Annotated in this window: 11 protein-coding genes; 3 read left to right on the top strand and 8 right to left on the bottom strand. The window is 52.9% G+C overall.

Annotated elements, in window-relative coordinates; all coding sequences use genetic code 11:
- Positions 1-55: 55 nt before the first annotated feature.
- The 3 genes from ACFQND_RS08365 to ACFQND_RS08355 all read left to right on the top strand — a co-directional run bounded on the left by ACFQND_RS08365 (position 56) and on the right by ACFQND_RS08355 (position 6,641).
- Positions 56-283 carry a helix-turn-helix domain-containing protein gene (locus ACFQND_RS08365; protein WP_377413107.1) on the top strand — a complete coding sequence of 76 codons (228 nt, stop codon included), beginning with the start codon at positions 56-58 and terminating at the stop codon, positions 281-283.
- On the top strand, positions 280-1,398 hold the full coding sequence (locus ACFQND_RS08360) for a site-specific integrase (protein WP_377413104.1): 1,119 nt from the start codon (positions 280-282) through the stop codon (positions 1,396-1,398). Before ACFQND_RS08365 ends, ACFQND_RS08360 begins: the two co-directional genes overlap by 4 nt.
- A gap of 4,634 nt (positions 1,399-6,032) precedes the next feature.
- On the top strand, positions 6,033-6,641 hold the full coding sequence (locus tag ACFQND_RS08355; protein WP_377413101.1) for a glycine-rich domain-containing protein: 609 nt from the start codon (positions 6,033-6,035) through the stop codon (positions 6,639-6,641).
- 1,097 nt (positions 6,642-7,738) lie between these two features.
- Here the strand turns inward: ACFQND_RS08355 and ACFQND_RS08350 are convergent.
- The 8 genes from ACFQND_RS08350 to ACFQND_RS08315 all read right to left on the bottom strand — a co-directional run bounded on the left by ACFQND_RS08350 (position 7,739) and on the right by ACFQND_RS08315 (position 18,896).
- Entirely contained in the window at positions 7,739-8,140 is a 402-nt protein-coding gene (locus ACFQND_RS08350) for a hypothetical protein (RefSeq protein WP_377413098.1), read from the bottom strand.
- A gap of 3,572 nt (positions 8,141-11,712) precedes the next feature.
- Entirely contained in the window at positions 11,713-13,167 is a 1,455-nt protein-coding gene (pilV, locus tag ACFQND_RS08345) for a shufflon system plasmid conjugative transfer pilus tip adhesin PilV (RefSeq protein WP_377413096.1), read from the bottom strand.
- Positions 13,168-13,192: 25 nt separating this feature from the next.
- Positions 13,193-14,296, bottom strand: coding sequence for a type IV pilus twitching motility protein PilT (locus ACFQND_RS08340; protein WP_377413093.1), 1,104 nt, complete (start codon positions 14,294-14,296; stop codon positions 13,193-13,195).
- 2 nt (positions 14,297-14,298) lie between these two features.
- Positions 14,299-14,751 (bottom strand): type IV pilus biogenesis protein PilM, encoded by a 453-nt coding sequence (pilM, locus tag ACFQND_RS08335; RefSeq protein ID WP_377413091.1) that lies wholly within the window; start codon positions 14,749-14,751, stop codon positions 14,299-14,301.
- A gap of 7 nt (positions 14,752-14,758) precedes the next feature.
- Positions 14,759-15,709 carry an ATPase, T2SS/T4P/T4SS family gene (locus ACFQND_RS08330; protein ID WP_377413088.1) on the bottom strand — a complete coding sequence of 317 codons (951 nt, stop codon included), beginning with the start codon at positions 15,707-15,709 and terminating at the stop codon, positions 14,759-14,761.
- A 36-nt stretch (positions 15,710-15,745) separates the two neighbouring features.
- Positions 15,746-16,285 carry a type 4 pilus major pilin gene (locus ACFQND_RS08325; RefSeq protein WP_377413085.1) on the bottom strand — a complete coding sequence of 180 codons (540 nt, stop codon included), beginning with the start codon at positions 16,283-16,285 and terminating at the stop codon, positions 15,746-15,748.
- Between the two features lie 48 nt (positions 16,286-16,333).
- On the bottom strand, positions 16,334-17,407 hold the full coding sequence (locus ACFQND_RS08320) for a type II secretion system F family protein (RefSeq protein WP_377413082.1): 1,074 nt from the start codon (positions 17,405-17,407) through the stop codon (positions 16,334-16,336).
- A complete protein-coding gene (locus tag ACFQND_RS08315) occupies positions 17,397-18,896 on the bottom strand; it encodes a GspE/PulE family protein (protein WP_377413079.1) in 1,500 nt (499 codons plus the stop codon). Before ACFQND_RS08315 ends, ACFQND_RS08320 begins: the two co-directional genes overlap by 11 nt.
- Positions 18,897-18,945 lie beyond the last annotated feature (49 nt).

Raw genomic sequence — 18,945 nt, 5'->3', positions numbered from 1 at the left:
TCTTGACCTTCTGAGCCCGCTGGCATTCGAGCAGCTTCGTACTGGAAGCTGAAATGTGTCTACGAAAACGGGTCAAGTCCAAAAAGCCAAAGGGTGGTCCCAAGAAACGCTTGCACTTGAAAGTGGCATCTCACGCAGCTATTTAGGCGACGTAGAGTGCGGAAAAAGGAATATCGCCCTAATCAACATTTGCAGACTTGCAATAACACTTGAAGTCAAGCTGGCCGTCTTAATGGATTTCCAAATCACAGAAGAAGAGAATTCACAGGCGCCGGTACGATGAGTAAGTTGCTATTAAAAGATGCCCTGGCCAAGTACACCGACCGAATTTCATCACAGAAAAAAGGACAGATCCAGGAGCAATACCGTGCGAACACCATTCGTCGATATCCACTGGCATTAAAACCTATCGATGAAATCACGACCGTTGACATCGCGGACTATCGTGACCTAAGACTGAAAACCATTTTCGGCAAAGATGGGAAGTCGATTTCGCCTTCAACGGTTCGTCTCGAACTGTCCCTACTTTCGGACGTTTTCACAATTGCAGAGATTGAGTGGGGGGCATGCTCAGGCAATCCCGTCACCAAAGTTCGTAAACCGAAAATCCCCCCAGGTCGTCAGAGACGCCTTGAGCGCTATGAGGAAAAACGCATCCTGCGCTATTGCGCGCTGACCAAAAACCATCTTGTTGCAGCCATCGTTTCGTTTGGACTGGAAACCGCCATGAGGCGCGGCGAGATCCTCGGCCTGCTCTGGGAACATGTGGACCTGCAATCACGTGTGGCCCACCTGCCTGACACCAAGAACGGCAGTAAGCGTGATGTTCCCCTTTCATTGGCTGCCGTGCGGATCTTGAATAGCTTAGGCCCCATGCGTACTGGCCTGGTCTTTGACTGCAACGTCAACAGGTTCAAGTCGGCCTGGCGGCTCATCATGCAGAAGACCCGCATCGTTGATCTTAGGTTCCACGACTTGCGACATGAAGCAATTTCTCGATTGTTCGAGCTGGGTACGCTGGACATGATGGAGATTGCGGCGATCAGCGGTCATAAGAGTCTTCAGATGCTCAAGCGTTACACACATTTGCGAGCGCGCATGCTTGTCAGCAAACTTGATGGCGGTAAGAATTTCCATCGAGGCGTTCGTGCTGTCATGCAGATATTTATGCCCTACCCTGCAAGCGTGAGGAATGAGGGCGACAGATTCCACCTTTCGTTTTTAGATTTCACCGACATCCAGGTTGATCACGAAGAGATGCAGGAGGCGGTTGCACTGGCAAGCAATGCGTTGCTCAGGCGATTGGCGGCGCTCATGAAAGACTGCAGGATACCGCCTCGACCGAACATGACGGTCGATGAAGAGGGCGAGGATTTCATGCTGATCAGTCCGGTATAGATACCTCTTTGCCAATCCGGGTTTTGGCGTACGCCCACTACGGCCGGGCAATATGCGTTCTTCAATTCAATGGTTTGCCCTTTGGGATGGACCCCCGCAAACGGGACAGCCGGCACCATAGACCTCAGAGGTGAGTTCATTAGGGGATGGGATAACGGGCGTGGTGCAGATCCTGCGCGAGACCTGGGCACTTGGCAGGCTAACGAATTGCAGGCCCACAACCACGGACTTGACAGCAGGGTCATCTACACCAACGGCGCAACATGGGGCCCGGTCGATGTTGTCTCCGGCGGCGGTGGTGATGGCTATGGCATAACGGCGCCTATAGGCGGCTCAGAAACTCGCCCACGGAATGTCGCCCTGTTGGCATGTGTGCAGCAGTGACTCGCGCCTTGCCAATCCGGGATTTGGGATTGGGTGGGTTCCAAGCCTGCAGCGTTTCAGACAATTAGCTTCGCCGATATGACGCCAGCTGGACCAGATGGCATTTGCACAGGGGTACTGAATACGCGAAGGAAATCGTATGTCTACGAAGCGCCAACGAAGTCGATCATCACGTTGACATCTTCGATGGGATCATCAGGGAGTCCTGCCGTCTGCCTGTTTATCGACTCCAATTTATGCGCTGCTGACGCTGGGTCCATGAATTCCAGCGTCAGCGCTACGTGCATCAAAAATATCGAAGCCGGAACTCACACAATCGATTTTGTGCTTATCGAGCAGGGGACGACTCACCTTTCGGGGACGCTGATGATCTCTCCGTTATGAAGTCTTTCGAATGACTATTGATACGGATAATTCCGACTAAAGATACGGATATTTTCATGGCCCGATTAAAGACCGCTACCTGAGCGCAGCTTTGCCAATCCGGGGTTTTGCATCGAACAGGGGAACCAGCCGCTGTCATCCAGGTTGATTCTGGTTGGTTCGGCGTAACCTCAACTTCTGGTGGAGCCAGATATTCGACTGCTACGGCCTATTGCCCTGCCGGTTTTCAATTAATTGAGACCAACAGCTCGTGTGGATCGGGTAGTGCGTCAAGCGACGTTAAATTTCTAGGAAGCGGCGGCGGCTCCACGACGTGTGGTACCACTACTGATCCGTATCCCATGGCTCGTGCCGTCGCCTCCTGTTGGGGTTGGTAGCCCCTTTATGGCGAGGCGCTGGTCGATGTTCTCGGGTTTCGTTTATTGACATATATAGGCATTCGAATCAGACCCGGTGAACTGTGAGTATTGGCCGGTTTGATATGCACTGAAACCTGCAGGACAACCGCATGCACCACTAGCTCTCGGGTTCCCGATGAGGCAACCAACATATATATTGGTTGCGAAATGCCCACCAAAGATGGTGCTTCCCCAACGGCCAATTGACCTCAAATAGACATCGTTTAGGTACGCAGAGCCAGGCGCGTTGCCTGCCGAGACGTTTGGATTTACGCCACTGTCATATAGAGTTAACCCCCAGTCATTGGCCGAAACGCCCAGCCGCCCCGTCATCAAGTCACCAGTTGTTTGCACATACCGGGTGTACGCCCCGGATTGGCAAGACATCACGAGCACATCCATGCCACGTAGGGCAGCAGAAAAACCTTGGCGACATATCTAGCCCTCACATCGGGCGTGAGCACGCTGTACTGAAGGACGCTAGTAACGCAGGCCAGATCACTGAGACAAATTTCCACAAAAGAACCCCAAGGATGGCTTCCAGGTGTTCCGTCCCAAATGTCACCAGTAAATAGCCCTGAGCCTCTTTTCATCCAACCCAAGCCAATGGCTGGCTGGCCTCCGATTGTCCCGCACCATTTTCCATAGGCTCCAGCGCCATCAGCAGACCAAATCCCGGATTGGCAAGGCGCATTAGTCCCAACAATTTGCCGAATTCCAGTTCCCACCGGCCGAAAGTTGCCAAAAGTAGCGCCCCTGTGTATCGGGGCCACTTCCGCGATACACGCCACCGTACGAGAACAAACGGCCCGTTAGGCAAACACGATGCCAGCCGAGATCGACAACCCCATTGAACGCACTGTGCTCAGTGAATCGACCGTCAAATGACTTATCCACCCACAACCCGGATTGGCAAGGCGCTCCTCGCTTGGATGGCGAAGCTAAAAACAGGCCGCATGAATTCGATTGTTCCCAGTTCCACCGGTCGCTGATGCTTCCCAATTCCGCTTCCCGAGTGCATCTTGTACGTCGGTGGGATAGACATCGAAGAAGGTCGAACCACCGCCAGGTTCAAGCCAAATTCTGCTTGCTGAGCAATATATAAAACGCCCGAGCTGGGCGGTGGTCGGACCGATAAGAAAAATTCTGAGGTCGGCTGAAATAGACACAGCATGCGAATTGACCCACAGCCCGGATTGGCAAGGTGGCCTCGGTCGGTAAATTGCGCCTTGCCAATCCGGGTTGTGGCAGAGCCTTGGAAAACCAAGCACCTGGATCGCCTATAGCGGGGAATCTGGGTATGTGTTCGGCTCATCGGGAATTAGCTCAGCACAAAGGCTCGGAGCAGGCCAATACCGATTTTTCTTTAATTCTCCAAAAACGAACTACATCCTTTCGGGCTCTTCCACGACCAATGTCGCCTTAGAAAACACATGGATTTGCTATGTGTATAAGTCGGCCAACTATGTTGACGTGAGTACCTGTGACACGTTGCCAACTTTGACCTATATCGATACCTCGAATCTGGATGTGCTCATCAGTGAGTTTTGACATCGTTTCCATTCCGAAAAATATCCGTATCTTTAGTCGGAATTATCCGTATCAATAGTCATTTGCAAGATGCTAATCAATGCAGGTCGCAAAACAAACGTAGTCCACGGTGAGCGCCGCCGAGGTTGCCGAATCAACTGACCAGGTGCCGTTTCCGTTTGGGTATGTAAGGCAACGCGCGTACGCGCTGTACGCCGCGCCGTAAAAGCTTTGTCCTACGGCTGAGAGGGCGCAGAACCGATGCTTCGCGGTGGTCTGAACGTTGTTGTACGCACCCGCTGAAAGAGTGCCGCTATACGAAGTGACGGTGTTGATCGCCTGCCGCGCCCACAACCCGGATTGGCAAGGCTGGCCGGCACGAGTTGAAGGCAGATTGCGTTTTGCCAATCCGGGGCGTGGCTGAGACAAACTCCAGACTGGAAAGCACCAACGTATTACGATGCAACTTCAAGCGATCTCTCAACAATTGTGCCCACTGCGACACATAAGTTTTGCACGCTGGCCGGAGCTGGTGGCAACTCCAGTGCGGGATACAACCGGTGTCTTATTTACCCAAATGGGGATGGAACTTGGACGCTTGACAATGGGAACTCATTCTCGGCGTACACAGTGTGCCGTGCCACTTGCTTTGATTAGCGTTTTGCCAATCCGGGATTTGGAAACCACAAGCAAAAAGCACTTACTACAGTGATTTAACAACTGACGCTCCCACCTATCTCGCGGGCGGAGATGGTTATTGCACCGAAGGGCCGATATATGTGACAGAGCATGTATTCAACAGCCCGGGCGAAGGTCTTGTGCTCGCAACCGCTTCGATCAATTCGGCGAACACAACAACGGGAGCCTTTGTTTGTGTGGTGCTTGATGGTTCTATTTGTGGTGGCGCGAATAACGCCGAGTCTTCAATGACCTCCGTCGTCACTGGAACTTGTCAAAGGCGCGTGTCAGCAGGCACCCATACCGTCAGGATTGGCGTAGCAAATCCCTTGTCAATTTTTGGTATGTCAATCCACGTAAGCCCACTCAATTAGCTTGCGTTTTGCCAATCCGGGGTTTGGAAAGGGGGGCCGATTAAAGACTACGTGGAGTATCCCTATGTGGCATTGAGCAGCTGCTCCGTTCCTGGCGTTTGTCGTGCTTACGTCGACAATTTCACGACCACGGCTGGCGGCTATGTTCTGGCAACTGGGACTCATCTAGCTGCCTGGCCATATGGGTCTTCCTATGTCCAAATCATCGTTGATGGAGCGAACTGTGCCATCGATAGGATGGCAGATACAGCGGGCTATACCCCTTACTCCTCGGCTACTTGTTTTAAATGGCTCCCTGCTGGTAGTCACCAAATAGTCACCTATTTTGTCGGCGATGGAGCATCGAGCGTCGCTGATGCGTACGGATCGCGAGCACTACTGTAGCCGGCCAGGTCCGCACAAAAAGTGTGGGCTGCGCGTTGCCAATCCGGGATTTGGACCGGCTTCGGAATTGGGTATGGGCAGAGTTGGGCGAATTTCACAGCGATGCGAGCGGCTGGTGTTCCTTACACGAACTTCACATCGAGGGCGATTCAGGTATCTGTGATAGCTGGTTCAACTGGAGGTAATGCGGTTTTGTGGGTGCAAGGCGTCATGGCGTCTCAATGGCTGGGGTCTAGCACGGATCTCCACACGTTGACCGCGACAGTGCCGCCAGGAGCTTCCTACTCGCTAACAATTTCCGGCGCCCTCAATGCACTCCTTTGGTCGGAATTGCGGTAGAGGTCTAGCTTTGCCAATCCGGGCTGTGGGTCAGCGCCGTCAGGACCTGGTGGACTGAGTCGTGTTATTCGACCTGGGGTACGTGGCGCGGAGAGATAACCTGGCAGGGTGGAAATCTTTGTCGCTATACCGCCCAGGGAGCCGGCGGCGACTACCACTATCTATGTTGTCCTGGTTGACGCGCGTTTGCCAATCCGGGTTGTGGGCGAAGTCGGCGCAGCCAAGCCTTTATCGCTACGTTTTCACCAGCTCCACGACGTGGACTGTCCCTGACTCCGTCAAAACAGCGTACATCAGCCTCGCAGGAGGGGGCGGGGGCGGTTTGTCAGGGTTGCAGTACTACGCAACCGGCTCAAGTGGTGGCTATCTTCTTTCCCGGCCGGTTGACCTGGTCCCCGGCCAATCCATACCCATAACCATCGGAGGTGCGGGCGCTGAAGGCTCATACGGCGGTACCACGAGCTTTGGCAGCTACTTCAGTTGCACAGGCGGTTCATCCACTCTAGGTGGACCCTCCAGCGGAGGAAATTGCGGTAGCGCTGGGGGTGAAGGCGCGTACAGTCAATACGTCATCATGTACGAACCAGATTCCTACAACTACGCAAACCACGGTGGATATTTTTCTGGCGCTGTGACGCCGCTGGGATACGGAAGCGGTGGCGGCGTGGGTCGGTGCGCCGGATGCTCACGCGCTGTCCACGGCGCCGCCTCGTTGTATACGAATGGCATTCCGGGTCGAGCTGGGGTTGTCTTCCTTGACGTGCTGTACTGAGCGTTTTGCCAATCCGGTAGCTGGCGAAAGTCCGGTGGCAATGCTGTAACTACCACGACTGAGTATCTAACTGATGGCATGGTGTCCACCGGCTGGCATCAGTTTTGCGCCTCCAATGGGGGATCATTTCCGAACAGCGGAAGCGGTTCCTATATTTATCCCTACGGCATCACAAACTCGGATGGCCAACGCCAGTGGGTTGTAAGCGGCAGCGCGAACACAAGGGCTGTCTGCTTCAATTGAGGGGTTGGCCAACACGGCGGATCAAGGGCTACTCATTGGGGATCACTACGATAGACCCGGCGCCGTTTACGCTGCCATCCGCAATACAAAAATTGAAAATGTAGGTGCCTGGGTCAAGCTTCTTGAAGCAACTCGTGGAGCTTGTCGAATATGAAGCGCCAGGAACAAACGAGGCGTCGTATCCGCAAAGCACCCCACTGATTCCAATTCCCGCAATAGACCCCTCACCAACCTTCCCATTTATCAATGACATCAGCACTATCGACCGCTTGGTAAGCGTGAGCACATACGTGCGTTGTGGCAATGGTGCTGCAGAGCAATAGTTCGAACCTAGAGAGAATCCAGATCCATCAAATGCATCATCGTAAGAGGCTGGCATCGGCTGTCCCGCCCACAACCCGGATTGGCAAAACGCTCATGATCGCATTGACGTTGCTATTTCAAAACGCTAACTGAGTACGTGGCAGTCCAACTATCTACCGCTCGACCAGAGGCGCATATCCGAATTGACCTATTACCTTGGAGGAGCGTTTCTGAGGCTGAAGCCGATACGCTGAAGCCACCGGTCGTCTGCGCAACGTCGTAATTTAATGCAGTCAGTCGTCCGTCCACATAAACGAAAGCAACTAGCTGAGCAAGTTTTTCAACTAGGCTAATTGCGCTTGTCTGGATATTGACAACGACGAGCCCGGTACTCTTAACAGTCTCAATATATTCTTTGCAGTAGGTGCTAAGTCCATCTCCGCCTGTTCCTAAATATGTAAGTACATCGCTCACAGAACCCGATTGCACATCTTTTCCGGCCACAGATAAGCTGCCGTCGTCCCACAACCCGGATTGGCAAAGCTAGACCTCTACCGCATTTCCGCCCACGAAAGCAATGTAACCGGCCCCGCCGTACCAACGATGTAAGTACCACCGGCAGGAACAATGCCCGAGACAGAGCCGTAATAGTCATAGTCCCCCATACCGTTTGAAGTCATGGATGCCAAGACACCATCGACGGTCAAGAAGGCGTGGCCATAAGCTGGTGTTCCGCCTACTTGCGCAACGACATCCACTTGAATTGGCCTGCCACTGAGATTTTTAAACGGAACGCCAAACGCGCGGATGGATGTGACATTCGTGAGTACCTGACCGTAGCCAAGACCAGCACCGTTCCAAACCCCGGATTGGCAACGTGGCCACAAGCTGCAAATTGCGCCTTGCCAATCCGGGTTGTGGGCGAAATCATTTAAAGGCGGTGGCGGCTTCATGGTGGGTAATTCAGGCTGCGGCGTAGGTAACTCAATGGCTGGTGGTGCGTTGGCCTGCCCTGCAGGCTTTACCGCCAGCTTGCAGGCAATGGTGAACGCACTAAGTGCATGTACTGGTCTCCAGGATCAGCAGTTTTTTTATGTCTGCAACTAACGGTCAGTGAAGGTCTGCTTTTGGAACGTGGACCGATTCAAAGGGGGAGGATGACCAGGGACCCGCCAAAGCTCAACAAGCCCGACAGCGAACCCACAAATTCGAGGGTATGCGTTCCAGCAGGAAGCGTTGTTATGCACGTAGCGCTGGAGCCTGCGCTACTCGTGCTCGACGCAGAGTTTTGACTACAAAGTCCACCATTAACCATGATGCATGTGATCGACTTTGCATCCCAGGCTCCAGCAGCGCTTTCAGCGTTCGCCGTATGCAGCGAGGCGTTCACCACAGAGTCCTCTTTTAAGGTCAAGGAGTACGCCCTTGAGGCAATAGGGGTCGTACAGCCCGTAGCCACTACTTTCGGGATATACCCTCCTGAAAATGAGTCGTAGAACGTTGTTTTTGCCTGCCTCTGGAAAACCCCGGATTGGCAAAGCGCGCATTTAAAGAGATTGTTCGCAGGTATAGCCCTGATACAGGGTATCCCAAGGAGCAGCCCAGAACCCATAACCCGATCCGACGACGCGGGAAGAATATCCGGGCGGGCACGCGCAAGCGCCAGTTGCCCAGTTCACCGAACCGCAGCCTGGTGGTGAAAGCGTGGCCAGCATGTCCATGGTTGCTTGCGTAGATGAGCTGGTGTGGGACATGACCAAGTAGGACCCGCCATACGCAACCGCCCCCTTGTTGATAAATTCCCAAAACCCGGATTGGCAAGGCTGACCGGCACGAGTTGAAGGCATATTGCGTTTTGCCAATCCGGGTTGTGGGGGAAACAGTCTGGCGGCTGGAGGCCGCTAAGCCTTGCTGACGCAAATCCATTCAACGCTCAGTGCCAATATTTAGTAGACGGTGCACAGGTGAGTCTTGTAAGTCCTACCGTCCTAATCGTCAACTATGCTGCCATCACGTCGTCAACATACACTGTGATGTACAACAGCAAATCAGTTAAGAGCTACGTTCAGTACAACTGGTCGAACTCGATGGACTATGGGAACGTTCCCGTCAGCAGCATCTTTTACAGCTGCCCATAGCGCCTTGCCAATCCGGGATTTGGAGCAAACAGACGGGCGTTGGAGTGGTGGGGCACGCCAGTTGGGGGCCAAATCAGGGCTGGATACAGACTTGGGGGACTTGTAGTGGAGCCTCGTATATCTATACAGGTTTTTCAACAGATTGCTGCCAAACAATAACCTGGCATGACTGCGTGCGGTAGCCCTGCGCCTTGCCAATCCGGGGTTTGGGCTAGACAAGCAAAGCCGTTTGGTGGGTACTACAAGTTATCGAATGGGGCTTCGTCTGTAAACCCACTGACAGGCGGATTCAGTTGCCCAGCTGGGTACTCTGCAGAGGGTCCTGGGCGGGTCGGGCGAGACTACATTTATCTTGCTTGGGACTATTGGTACGACCTCTATATTTGCATGTGACGTCAAGGTTCTCTCGGAATCTTGTCAATCTCGTTCGGACCAAATCAATAAGCTTGCTGGAGTATTCGTGTAGTTTCCGTTCACCAAATAGCTCTCATTGGGATTGACGGAAAACGACACTGGATTAATCAACCACGTGCTTGAAGAGAGAGAGATCATCGAAAAGGTGATGAGCGCTCCATTGACATACACGCCAATGCCACTGGACCCCCATGCACTAACTGTATTTGCGGCAACGATGACGTGGCGCACTCTGCCCGAATCATTGATAAACGGTATTCCAAATGCCCGGATCGACGTGACATCAGTCCATTCAGTGTTAAATCTATTGCTACCGGCCCACGCCCCGGATTGGCAAGTCTGAATTGCAAAGGCGGGCCTTTGCGCTGGCATCAGTCGGGTGTGACGATGATCGAGCCAGCGAACCAGTTGCTGTCCGCGATGGGGGAATGTGCCGTGAATTCGACTGTATTCAAGCCCGCAGGCAATCGAGCGATGCAGGTGGCCGATGTGCCCGTAAAGGCGCTATAGCTGCTTCCGCAAACTGCCGCGTTGTACGAGATGCAAGGAGTGTTCGTTGTGCCTCCTGCGAAGGTCCACAGTTGCATGAGGACCGTGGAAGGAGACGGAAGATTCAGGGTGTATTTGCGAACCAGGTCGTTGCTACTGCATACCGATGGTGACGCGGCTGCAAACCCACCATTGAAACTGTCGGTGTATGAGGGTTTGTTCTGTTTGCCCCACAACCCGGATTGGCAAAACGCTCAGTTGTAGCAAGCAGCCTCGCACCATCCATAGCCTGCGCCACTAGAGGTTGCCTGATCAAGTCGCCACGTTCTATCGGCGACCTGATACAGCGAGCATCTGCCGCCTTCATTTGTACCGGCGGAAGCCAGCGAGCAATGGGAGTGTTTAGAAGTGGCCGTAACTCGATTACCCCATCCGTTCGCGTCGTAAAAAATGGGTGCGCTCCAATTTAAACCAGGCTTGGCCCACAACCCGGATTGGCAACGCTGCATGGCCTCACTCTTATTGGCCAACCTTGCCAATCCGGGGCGTACCGCAAAGTGACAAAAAACGGTGGCAGTTTCTTTGTCGAATATTCAGTTGGAACTTGCTGGGGGCCAAATCCCCAGACTGGTGGTTGCTCATGCCCAACAGGCTACACAGCAAACCAGTCGGGGGCAGGCTACTACTTCAACCCATGGGACACGGTGTTTTGGTCGTGTTCATAAGATTGCCAATCCGGGCTTTGGAAAAAGCAGTTCAACCCCGTCCCCGACACTCAGGTTTTCAATTGGACCGAAAACTTCGGTTCGGCAGTCTGGCGATACTGTCCAACCGGATTTGCGGCAACTTCCTCGTCAGCTATTGAAGTTCCGAGTGGACAGTCGGTATGCCAGACAAGCATCTTCAATAACTCCACATCGGGACAGGCCGGATCTGTATATGGTGGTTGCGGCCAGAGTCTGCCTTCCGACGTCGGTTTTCTTCACCAGATGGTCTGCTCTCGCTTCCAGTAGCGCCTTGCCAATCCGGGGTTTGGAGCAAGGTGGCAAGAAACGGGGGCAGTTTTTTTGTCGCTTACTCTGGCGGCGCCTGCTGGGGACCCAACCCTCAAACGGGTAGCTGCTCATGCCCACCAGGCTACGCGACAAACCAAACAGGGGCAGGCTACTTTTTCAATCCGTGGGACACAGTGTTTTGGTTGTGCTCATAGGCTTGCAAAGAGCAGCCATTGCCAATCCGGGTTGTGGGTCGGTGGCGGCGGCCGACTCAAATACGGGGGGATGTATGCGATGCAATACTCAGTATTTTCAGGGTCAATGGATTGCTACGTTGCAAATCCATCGACTGGTGGTTGTTCATGCCCAGCTGGATACAACACTCAGCAGCTCTACACCGGAGCGGGCTGGAACGCCACATGGGAATTCGTTTTCTATTCGTTTAACTGCTGGGCCTAGCTTCTAGGCAATGCTCACTCAGTAGCTTTATTAAAGCTCCAGCACGGTGACTTTCCAGGTCTGGATGCCGAAGCCGCTCACATTAATTGAGTGTGTTCCAGGCCCATGGTATTGGGTACAACTCAAAGAGGCGAAGCTGTTCGTCCCAGTGGAGGCGGCCATACGGTCCTGGCCACAAACCCCACCATCGATATAGCCATAAATGTAGGCGTCGCTGAGAGACGTGGTATTAAGGTCCCAAGCCCAACCCTCAACAAAAATGAGTGACGGCCTGGAAAAGGTGACAGTGGTTATGCCAGGCCCGCTGAAATAACTGTTTGTGGTGATCTTGGTCTGCGAGGCTTTTTCAAACAACCCGGATTGGCAAGACAGTATCAATCCGGTGGCGTCCTTGGAAACTAAGCCATTTGGGCTACAAGCGGCCCCCAGGACCACGGTGTCATTGAGTTGGACTTTGCCGGTGGCAAGAATGCCTGGCAGCGTCAAATTGCCGCCGTCATCGACAGCCAAGGCCTTCCAGGCGGCGCCGTCGCAGGTATGGGCACGGGGTCCGGTGCCGGTCGTTGGGGTTGAGACGATGCGGGTCTGGCCGGAGATTGCCGCCGCACAAGCGGGCAAGGCCGCAAAGTTGGCAACTGGGTCCTGCCAGTAGGCAGAGCCTTGCGTCTTCCACTTACCGGCGTTGCACGACAGAACTGCGCCTGACGCATCGCGAGCAATGGCTCCCAGGCTGGAGCAAACTGCATCGGCAGTCTGGACCGAGTTCATGACCAGTGGGGTGTTCATCTGGTTCAGCTCTGGACGGCCAGGAACCGGATCACGGGCAAGAAAAGCGGAAGAAGTGTCACCGTTCTCAAACCACAACGCCATCGCTGGGTGTCCGGCAGTAAATCGGACATTTCCCGCCGTGCCATCACACCTCTTTCCGACGTTGTTCACGCGATTGTCGAAAGTTGCGGCCGGAATCGACCATCCGCCAATAGCACCACGAATGACCGATGGATCGGACGCATAAACGGCGCCACCACTTCCTCCAACGATGGCGGCGATATTCCCCAACGAAAGATCATCGATAACGGTACCGCCCTCGGCAATAACCATCGCCTGCAGGCGATTGGCGGTCGGTTGTAGAACCAAGGCGCACATGCTTTGGCCGAAAGCATTCTGAGCCAAAAATCCAGCGGGGAGATTGCCCGAAGCGATCAAGGTGGGAACATCAATCAAAGCAGGTGCTGTTGCGGTCGCAATGCCCTGCACTGCTGAATAGTTGTCCTTGATATAAGCCTTCGCAGCTTCACCAAAAGAGCGCCCCTGGCTGGCGGCTACGGTGTTTTTTGTGTCGTCAGAAAAACGGTCTGCAACCGTATTAAGACCAATCGTCGCACTGGCGATGATAGTCAAACTGATAAGCACTTCGAGCAGAGTTAAGCCCGTTTGTTTCGAGGAGCAGCGTGCGCCAGAGATCTGAAATTCATTGGTTCTCATCAAATTCACCATACCTAGAATGACTTCACAAATTGTTTATCAACACCTGGGCGCGGGCGTACACAGCGCCTTGACCCGCGACACTTCTCAGAGCATCGCCTTTGGTCACGCGCTTTGCTTTGACATGCTCTGCCAAACTGAATGCGAGCGATCTTGAAATGCCGTCCGTTGCAGCATCAAGCGCCTGCTGGATCTTCACTGCGTCACCAAGAATTGGGGAGAACACTTGCTTGTGATTGAAAAGGAGTTCAGTGGCCACGACTCCCTTAATCCCGTCCACTGCAGGAAGCATCGCCTGATAGGCCACACCCATGAGCGATGTTGCAAGCGATGTGAGTTTTGCCGCCTCCTCACCTGGGAAAAAGGACAGCATTTTTTGAATGGCACCATAAGCCGAACTGGCGTGCATGGTGGCGATGACCAGGTGTCCGGACTCGCCCGCAAGAATGGCGTTCTCAGCGGTTACACGGTCAAGAATTTCACCGATCACAATCACGTCAGGACGCTGCCGCATTGCGCCACGCACGCCTTCGCTAAAACTGGGCGTATCCGATCCGATTTCGCGTTGCGAGAAAATTGATTTTTTGCTCTCAAAGACGAACTCTATGGGATCTTCAATCGTCTCAATGTGGGCGCTGCGGGTCGTATTGATGAAATCGACCAACGCAGCCATGGTGGTGGACTTGCCCGCACCTGTGGCACCCACAATCAAAATGATGCCACTACGGTTTTCAGCCATGAGCCTGATTTGGTCAGGCAACCCAGTTTCACTGAGCGGAATTGGTTTGATAGGTGTCCGCCGAATGGCAAGCCTCTTTTTCTTGCCACGCAAAACGAGGTAAGCCGTAATGCGCAGACGCCACGGCCCCACTTCAAATGGACAGCTGAAGCCACCGGCCAACAGATGAGCTTGCCAATCGGAACGCATTGCTTCAAGAACGAAGTCAATGTCAGCATGCGTGAACCTCTTGTCTGGAAATTCAGTCCACCCGCTTGCGTTGTAGATCATCACAGGATCGTCAGCTGAGATCAGCATGTCACTGAACTCAACCTCACTATTGGCAACCTCAAGCAAGGCGGCCATAGTCTTCTGCGCTTGAGTGCGTTTTTCTGTTTGTTCCGAGTTCATAATTATTTACCTACAAACACAAGTGCACCGTTCGGGACAGCTGCGGGAACAGTAATCCCAGTCGAAAAACCATTTGCACTGACTAGCAAACCTGATGCGTTACGGCCGACCATGAATGACGAAGCAGTTTTCCGGTACAGCTTTTCCAGCACCAAAGACGTGTTTGGTGATTTGGCCACTACTTCATACACGTACAGCGTCCCGCCACTGACAACATTGCTCCATCGAGGATCACGAACGTATCCCCAAATAAACGTCAAAGACGAATCAGGAACGGTACCTGAGTAACCAGGGTTGCCATTGAGATAATTGATCACTGACTCTCGATAGGCCAATAGCGACGTAGCGCCCACATCTGCAACAGCAGTATTCCGCTGGGCCTCCTGGGCGGGCACGTACAAGGCCCCCAAAAGAGTGACCATTGCGACAAAGAAAACAGAAGCGAGCACTGGCATAAGTTGCTTAGCTGATTGCTTTTCCGCCCGAGACAATCATCCGATTTTTCTGGAGCTGACCAATACTCTTGAGCTGATCGAACTTACGCTGGCGAATGATATTTCGAGCGCCCTGCCCGTCTTCGGCAGTCATGAACAAAGGGTCCAATATCAACTGACGACGTGAGCCAGTGCTTTCCAGCTTTTGATGAATCACCGCCGTCAATCCGGATGCCAACATGCCAAGGACATCATCAGGTGATGAGCCATCTGCGCAAGCCAGTGCAAATATTCGCTCAATTGCCATCGCAGGGTTATCGGCATGAGCGGTACAAATCACCAGCTTGCCGTTGATGGAGGCGCGAAGTGCTTCAAGAGCTGTCTCAGAGTCCCGGATTTCACCCAAAAAAATGATCGATGGCGCCCAACGAGCTGCTTGCCGACAAGCATGGCCAAAGCCGCCGCGCTGGACCCAGGTCTGGTAGCAAACACCCTCCCCGTGTCTACCATGCAGGGGCATTTCAGGGGGTTCCTCAACAGTGATCGCTACACCACCATATTTGCCGATGCGCGAAGCGAGCAGTGCCGAAGCCGTAGTGGTTTTTCCCTGCCCGAAAGTACCGCTGATGATAAATAGACCCGTCAACTTGGGGCGCATCATCATCTCAACAAAGCCGGGAGGGATGCCCAATTCTGCGATAGATGCAATTTTCTCGCTCAAACGACGGAGCACATAGACGACCTCATCAATCGTTGTCATCACAGATGCTCGATAGCTGACGTCCGCGTATCGAATCGGGAAATCTTCGCGCTCGGGGTTTTTAGCGCGATATTCATCACAGGCCTCACGGAGTTTCATTACTTCGGGAACATCCTCGGGAGGGGTTGCTACTGGGTCTGATGTTCCAGGAACACCGGAGATCCAGGCGTCACTCACACCTAAGTACAAATCCGAGAAAATGAGATCTTTGAGGGCCATGAAATGTCTAAGTTGTAAGTTATACCGGGACTGGAATTACAAGGACGTAAACGTCATGTTGATGGGGTCCGAGACTGCGCATTGGGTCGATGCAGTCGCAGGACTGATCGGGAGAACCGGATTGTTGGTTGCGCCAATCTGCAATGAGCTCCACCCGTTCGCAGAAGCGATTCCAATGCATACATCGGTTGACACATTGGTAAGTGCGACAGTGAATTGTGTATTTGCGCCCGTCACGGTTACCGTGCCATTCTGGCTGTGATTGATCACGCGGGCAGGAGCCACGCCAGTGATTGGCATGGTGCTTGGAACCTTTTTCCCGTTGATCAGAACTTCGTTCAAACTGACTGCACCGTATCCACCCTGTCCGAAAAAGAGAGATTTTGTTGCAGCACGAATGGCAGACAGATCAGAAGTCATTTGCGTTGTCGTTTGACTTGACGATGCTGATCCGAATAGTGCAAGCGCACCGCCAACAACTAGAGCAAAGATTGCAAGAGACACCAGCGTTTCGATCAACGTCAGACCGAGTTGCGATTTAACATTGGCTTGATGGCAGCGAAGAGTTTTTTTCACGAGAGGCTCCTTGGGTTAAAAAAATAAACAGTGAATGTGTAAAGGAAACTATTGCGTCGCACGCTGCAGTATTTGAGTGAGTTGCAACTGCATGGCTACAAATCCAGCGGCGATAAACATGATCACGCCACCGACAAGCAACATGCTGACACCAAAGACAATATTCATCAGTGACTTGACTCGATCCACTGACTCTGTAATCCACTCATCTCCGATTTGCCGTAGAGCCTCGTCAAAGCCAGACTTGCTCGCATACAGACGAATGTCAGAAATAATCTCGCGGTCTGGGAACTCATATCCGCTTCTCTCAAGCGACTCGCCCAGATTACGTCCAGCACGCAAGCCTTTTAGTGCTGCGTCACTTCGTGCACGAGCCCACGCATGTGCATTCATTCCAAGTTGTTCAATGGCTGTCTCGATCCGAACGCCCGCCTGGACGAGTGCAGACAATGCGATCAGCCAGGAGGATCCCTGCATAACGCGATAGATGCTGTATGGAGCGTAGCGGTCCAAAACTACCCGAACCGATGAATTCCACCGTGGGAGCGAAACAAAAAAGGCGCCCACCAGGATGACAACCACAACACAGATCCAAAGCAGCCAATTTTGAATAAAAGCAGCGGCATCAATCATGGTCCGGGCCAATCCAACCCAGACATCTGGACGTGCCGCTTTTGAGAATGCCGGAATAATCTTGAAACCAAAGAAATACAAAGCGGCAATTGACACAAACAGCAGGAAAATTGGGTACGCCAATCCACCAATCACCGCCGACCTTATCGCGGCCGAAGCCTTAGCGACCTTGACCACGGATTGAAGAGCATCATCCAGCGATCCTGACTGTTCGCCAGCCACGATCAACATGCTCTCTTCGGTTGTCACCCATGGCTGAACCACATCAGAAAGTTTTCGGCCATTGTTGAGCCCGCGAACCCATTCAGCAATTGCCACAGAAATTGCTGCATTCGGCTTTTTCAGCGCACGAATCTCACTCAGGCCCGCAATAAGTGGAATTCCATCGCGCAATTGTTTCGAAAGCTTTCTCCAGAGTGCTTGTCGGACTTTCCCTGCACTCCTGAATTGCCAACGCACATAAGCACTATTCAATTCATCAAGAGTCATTGCCATCTCCTGCGAACGTTAGCGTCATGTCGCTGAGTGGCCCGATCTCCTCTTCGACCTTGAACGGATCGCACAATCCGTCGTTTATTTTGTCAATCGCCATTTCCCGCATGGTGCGTCCACCACGGCCACGCCAATATTCGATTGCACGGGCTTTCTGGCCACTTCGGATCAGGTCCATCATTGGCTCATCAGGTACAACCACCTCGGCGGCTGCAGTCATACCAGATATGCCACGCCCGCGACATTCAGGGCATCCATCGCCAATCACATGCGCGGACGATACATCGACCGCCTTCATAACGCGTTCAAGGTCGTCTTTCGCATAGCGCTCAAGGACGCTTGCCAATGGCCTTTTGCAAGACGGGCAAAGAACTTTGATCAATCGCTGACAGATGATCCCCGTAATGATTGCGTCGTCAGTCATGACATTGCTGGAGATGCCTAAATCGACCATTCGATCGATGACCGAAAACGCATTGTTTGCGTGAACCGAGGTCCAGACCTGGTGTCCGGTCATAGCGGCCTGCATGCCTAGGCTGGCCGATGGTGTATCACGCATTTCGCCAATCATGATCACGTTAGGATCCAGGCGCATCGTAGCCTTGATGGCTTCCTGGAAAGCAGCCGATCGTTCCTGTTCAGTTTTGGCGTTCGCAACGGGTGTTTGCACAATCCCCGGCATCGAATACTCCGGCGGATCCTCAACTGTCATGATGTTTTTTGTACCGTGACACTCTTTGTGAATAGTGAGCAAAGTACATCTGAGAGTCGTCGACTTTCCAGACCCGGTTGGACCAGAAATAATATTGATGCCCGTAGGCTTGCTTCTCATCTGATCGATTAGATCCTGCTGATCTCTTGTATAGCCATAATCACATATGTCAATGGATTTGCCCTCATCGTTGTAGAGCAGGCGCAAAACCATGACGAGCCCATCGACCTGGGGCGTCGTTGCTATTCGAATGCCATCGAGGCCCGGTGAAAGATTTTCACGTACAGAAATTCGAGCGTCCTGACGCGACAGTTCTTCGAATGTTGCGTCAGAAATATCAGACATGCCGGTATAAATTGCCGAACACAACAACTTTCCCCACGATGCTGGATGCTCCTCATAGAGCTCTAAATCACCATGGACGCGAAAGATGATCTTTGTGTGGCTTTTACTGGCAACGCGGATATGAATGTCAGAGGCACGCCGCTCAACAGCCACCTTAAATATTTCCGTCGCGGCGCGCTGCATGTCGCTTCGTCCCATGACCTCCGACTTCGCGTTGTCATTCAAAAGTCTTTTTTGATGAATGACATCCATCGCAACAGACTGCACCTCATAGCGAATACTCTTTTCATTGAGCAACTGCATATAACTTCTGACAGGAGCTTCAAATGCATTGTTCTTGGAGACATAGAGAACCTGCGTCCCCTGATCAAAAAATACCATCTTCTCCAGATCGGTACCTTGAGTGGGCGTGAGAGCGTGAAAAGTCATGCTTTTTACCTCGTGAAATGTACTGATGGTTTACTGAATGAGTTGCAGG

It is taken from the genome of Polaromonas aquatica, from assembly GCF_042659145.1.
GTDB classification, from domain to species: Bacteria; Pseudomonadota; Gammaproteobacteria; order Burkholderiales; family Burkholderiaceae_C; genus Polaromonas; species Polaromonas aquatica.
This window is presented reverse-complemented; position numbering and strand designations above follow the sequence as displayed.